The 4682-nt window shown below is 53.4% G+C and carries 4 protein-coding genes; 1 reads left to right on the top strand and 3 read right to left on the bottom strand.

What is annotated here, in order from left to right:
- A partial coding sequence (locus RMSM_RS03380; protein WP_008691569.1) for a cryptochrome/photolyase family protein occupies positions 1-1276 on the bottom strand: 1276 nt, incomplete at its 3' end.
- Positions 1277-1693: 417 nt separating this feature from the next.
- Here RMSM_RS03380 and RMSM_RS03375 point away from each other — a divergent pair.
- Positions 1694-2080, top strand: a complete 387-nt coding sequence (locus RMSM_RS03375; protein ID WP_390172570.1) for an FKBP-type peptidyl-prolyl cis-trans isomerase — start codon at positions 1694-1696, stop codon at positions 2078-2080.
- 74 nt (positions 2081-2154) lie between these two features.
- Here RMSM_RS03375 and RMSM_RS03370 read toward each other — a convergent pair whose 3' ends face one another.
- Together RMSM_RS03370 and RMSM_RS03365 are read right to left on the bottom strand one after the other, a co-directional pair.
- The gene (locus tag RMSM_RS03370; protein ID WP_008691565.1) at positions 2155-3141 is read right to left on the bottom strand and encodes an alpha/beta hydrolase; all 987 of its coding nucleotides are present in this window, start codon (positions 3139-3141) and stop codon (positions 2155-2157) included.
- Between the two features lie 419 nt (positions 3142-3560).
- A complete protein-coding gene (locus tag RMSM_RS03365) occupies positions 3561-4553 on the bottom strand; it encodes a phosphatase PAP2 family protein (protein ID WP_236621989.1) in 993 nt (330 codons plus the stop codon).
- Positions 4554-4682 lie beyond the last annotated feature (129 nt).

The following is a 4682-nucleotide window of genomic DNA, read 5'->3' as shown; positions in this document are numbered from 1 at the left end:
AGTAGGGCTTGGTTGTAATCGAACCGCCATCCGCGTTCTGGCTCATCGCGTAAACATTCGGAACCATCACCCAGTCATAACTATCGACGAACATCTCCATGAACCATTGGTAGATATCATCAGGGTCGATTTCGCACAAAAACATGAAACCGCCCAGTACCATGAGTCGCTCGATGTGATGACAGTACCCTGTATCGAGGATCCGCCGAATCGTGTCGTCAACGGGGGCAATATCTGTCGTCGCATCGTAAAAACACTTGGGCATCGCGCGCCGATGTTTCCAGTGGTTGGTCGTCCGCATCGGAACGCCAATATCCTCGTACGTCGCCCGCATGAACTCGCGCCAGCCGATCACCTGACGCAAAAATCCTTCGAGACTATTTATGGGAACGTCGTTTTTCTTGGCGTATTCGATCGTCTCTTTGACAACCTCGCCGGGTGTCAGCAGCCCGATATTCATCGCGGGTGTCAGCACGCTGTGCCAAAGCCACGACTCACCCTCGACAATCGCGTCTTCGTAATCGCCAAAGTGATCGAAGCGGTGGGCGAGAAAGTGTTTTAACCAACGCCGGGCTTGTCGATGTGATGTTGGGTAATAGAGTTGGTCAATGCTGCCGGGATGATCCGAGAATTGTTGCTGAACATATTTCTTTGCCTCGTCGTCAAATTCGTCTCGCTTGATCGCTAAGAGCTCAGGAATGTTCGACAGAAGTTTCTTCGGTACCTTTTTCCGGTTCTCTTCGTCGTAGCTCCACTGCCCGCCCTCAGGCTGATCCCCGTCCATCAAAATGTCCATGCGCTGACGCTGCCACTTGTAGAAGTTAGCCATGTACCAACGTTTCTTATCCTCGCGATAGTCCTGGTTTTCTTCGACCGAGTTGAGGAATCCTGGATTGGGAAGTACCTCGCAGTGGAGGCCAAGTTTCTTAGAAGCGTTACGTAGACGCTTGCTCAAGATGAAGTCGGTCGGATCGATGAAGCAGAGTTCATCCGGCGTTTGATCTTCCGCACGAAACACCTGCTTAAGTTTTTCGATCAGGGAGGGATTCTTGGCGTCGTAGTCGAGATACTGAACATCGTATCCCTTGTCCCGCAGTGCTGCTTCGTATCGTTTCATGCTGGCGCGATGCAACCAAAGTTTTTGTTTGTGGAATGGCATCGGGTATTGGTGATCGCCGAAAAACAGCGAGTCTTCCAGCAGGACGATTCGAGCCGGATCGCGTTTCAGACCAGGGTGATTCGCGAACAGTTGATGGGGGAAAATGAGAAGGATCATGATAGTCTCGTCTGTACACTTTCGGCGTCTTGTCTCGATCCTACATTCTACGAGTAGATCAAATCAGCTCAGCAACCAATTGAGCCTTGTGTCCGTGTAAAAGCTGTGAAAGTAAAGCTAGACAAATTACGGACTTTCATGAAACGCCTGTATTCGCTAACCTCGCCTACGAACATTGCAGTCCCAACGAAGAATCGGGGGCAAGGTTCGTTTTCGATGGGCGTATGGGATAGTTGTAGTATGCGAGACTGGAGCGTTGAAACGACAATGAAACGTTGGTTACCATGGTGTCTGTTTAGCTTCGTCTTGATGGTTTCCGGGTGTCGCTCCACATCGAAACCCAGTCCGAGCATTTCGACCGAACCGGCAACCTCGGTTGCTGCAAATGTGAAGTCAAAACCGACCACGTTTCTCGACATGCCTGAACTTCAGGCAGGAACGGGGGCCATGGATGCCGATCCGGAACTCGAGTTCTCGATGACCGATTCGGGACTGAAGTACCGGATTCTGCGAAGCTCGGACGGCAAGAAACCGACGGCGGACAGCACAGTGACCGTAAAGTACCGCGGCTGGCTCAATGGTGGAAAAGTGTTCGACAGTTCCTATGAGCGAGGTGAACCGACGACTTTTCCCTTGCAAAATGTCATTGCCGGTTGGACCGAAGGAATGCAGTTGGTGGGTGAAGGCGGAATGATCGAACTGGCGGTGCCTTCGAAGCTCGGCTACGGCGAACGTGGGTCCCCAGGCTCCATCCCTCCTCACTCGCACCTTCACTTCATCGTCGAACTCGTGAATGTCGAATAGGCTCTTCAGCAGATAAGCCGAAGTCACGCCAAACTTTCGATTCACGGTGAACGGCCCCTCTTAGCTTTTGATGACTATCGCGGTGGTTTGTTTTCTACAAAAAACTGCACGGTGCGTTCGATAATGGCTTCCCGTGATGGATCGATTTCGTCGTCGACCTTTCGCCAGTTGTGACCCGCGTTTTTGATGATCATGATCTCAACGGGTGCTCCAACTTCGCTCGCTTTCTGCTTCATGTGGTGAGCATGCTTGACTGGAATAGTCGTATCCTTGTCACCTTGAATCATCAACAATGGCGGGCTGTCTTTACTCAGGTAGTTGATCGGACTGACTTCTCGGTAGCGCGATCGTTTGTCGGTCGGCCCGGAATCGGAGCCAAGAATGCGGGCGGAGAAGCGATCCCTAAAATCCGCTCGGTCATCGTGGTTGAACAGATCCGTCTTTTCAAAATCGCTGGGCCCATACCAAGAGACGCCAGCAATCATGCGGTACGGGACGTCGGCTAGGGCTGGATCGCCGGGCAACTGTTCTGGCTCTGCCAGCAGCAGCATCTGGGCGATATGACCGCCCGCAGAATCGCCCATGACGCCTATTCGCATCGGATCAATCCCCAACCCTTCACTGTTCTTGGACAAGTAGCGGATGGCGTCTTTGCAATCGATCACGCAATCACGTATCGCCACATTCCTGTCCTTCTTCGCCAGTCGGTAGGTCACAGGGGCGACCGCGAAACCCTCTTGGATCAACTGCTCAAACACGCTCGCAAAGGATCCGCTGGCCGCTTTGTAGCGGTTGCCTGCGGCCCAGCCGCCACCGTGAGTAAAGACAATCACCGGACATTTGTCGACGCGTTTGGCTGTCGGATAATACAAGTCCAGCTTGAGTTCTTTTCCCGAAACGTTTTTGTAGACAACTTCCAGCTTACGCTCTCCGCCAGTTTCCAGGTATTTGGCCCCCTTGGACGCCCGCGGCGCGTCGCTCGTACGCTTCGTTTCTTGAGCGGTTATGCCGCTGGTTGCAACAGCAGCAATCATGATGGCAACGATCGTGTGGATTCTCATTCTCTTGCGTCCATTAGGTTCTGGCTACAAAGATGTCGTTCATGAATCGTATTGGGTCATCGACCGTGCTGTCAAACATAGGAGATCGTACCGGAGTAGTCGGAAGTGGTGTCGGTACGATGCCCGATCGCTGCAGCGTTGATCCTCGGCTCTGGTAATTATTCGGCCAAAAACATTCTACCCAACCTATGCAGGCGAGAGTTACGTATGCCCGTTGGCTGTATTGTAAATAGGCAGAATGATCGCCAGGAAAAATGAACAAGTACAGCAGCCACATCGATCCTGAAAATCATCATTGCCGCGGCCCGTAGCAGCGCCGTTTTACTGTGCGCCCGCTCTGGCAACCCGTTATTGAGTCCTGACACCTTTTTGCCCGCCGTTACCAGGTGCTCGATCGGCAACTCGGATGATACTATCACTTAATACCGATACTCAAACATGCCACCGATGCTGCTGTGGGCAGCCATGTAGGGATAGAACTGCATATTGCCACCGGCCATTTCGGTTTGATCGATCGCAGTGGCTGCGACAAACGCCATCCACCAACCCAGGGCAACTTGTGATGGGTAATGATCGTCGTCGTTGACTCGCGAGAGGGGACCGAGCAGTGAGCCGGCGTAGTAGGTGGCTTTCAAAATGGGGCGATTGGTCATCTTGGCTGCGTTGATGAAGGGCAGTGATGACATGAACGCGTGGCCGCTGACGCCGTTGTTGTCTTGAAAAGGAAGCCAACGAGATCCACGCTCCTTCTCGTCAGGCCGCGAGCCACCGGTGAATCGCTGGGCCAGAATTAGCGGCGGTGCTCCGACCAAAAATGACCTCATCGAACGCTCGCCCCATCGTCCCGTCGTCACCAACACCGACGACTTGTCGAAGTAGGCACCCGCCGCCCACGCAGTCGCAAAGATGGGTAGCGTGTAGCGGCCGTTGCCGAGTTCCTTGCTGGCGTGGAGTCCCTCGAACCAATCGTCGCTCGTTGCGCCGCGAACGCTTGTTTGAAAGTGATCTTGTATCTCTTGATCAAGCTGCGTATTCGCCACGGCCGCGCCGATCAGAAACCCGTCGGTAAGCAGTTTCAGCGAAGGAAGGTCATAGTAGCTTCGGTGGTCCGATTGAATCCGCTGCCAAAGGGTGTTCCGATCAACCGACAATGGGTTCGTTGCAATCGCTTCGCTTTCGAATGTTTGAGGTACGTGCCATTCGGCGATCGGCAGGTCATCGCGACTTGGTGGCTGAACTGCGACCTCACCCCAGATATTGTCGGTCAAAACCAAACGCCTCGGCGTTGTTTCAGCGGTCGTGACGAAGTCCTCTGCGGGGGAACGTTGTTGCGTCGCGACGACGAAGACGAGAGCCGTCAAGTAAGCACCGGTTGCAAAACAGTGCGTCCGATGAGTTAGCAAAGTGGTCACAGTGGTTTTCTCCTTTCCGGCGTGATGATTGGAAGGGGGGGGGCGCGTTTGGGGAGCGAGCAGCATTGGCCCTTAAGTACGAAAGGTTTCGTATTTCAGGCAACCTCGTTCGGTTCGGCAAAAGACGGT

The sequence above is a fragment of the Rhodopirellula maiorica SM1 genome (assembly GCF_000346295.1).
In the GTDB taxonomy this organism is placed as follows: domain Bacteria; phylum Planctomycetota; class Planctomycetia; order Pirellulales; family Pirellulaceae; genus Novipirellula; species Novipirellula maiorica.
Note: the sequence above shows the minus strand (reverse complement) of the source record. Positions and strands in the feature narration are given on the sequence as shown.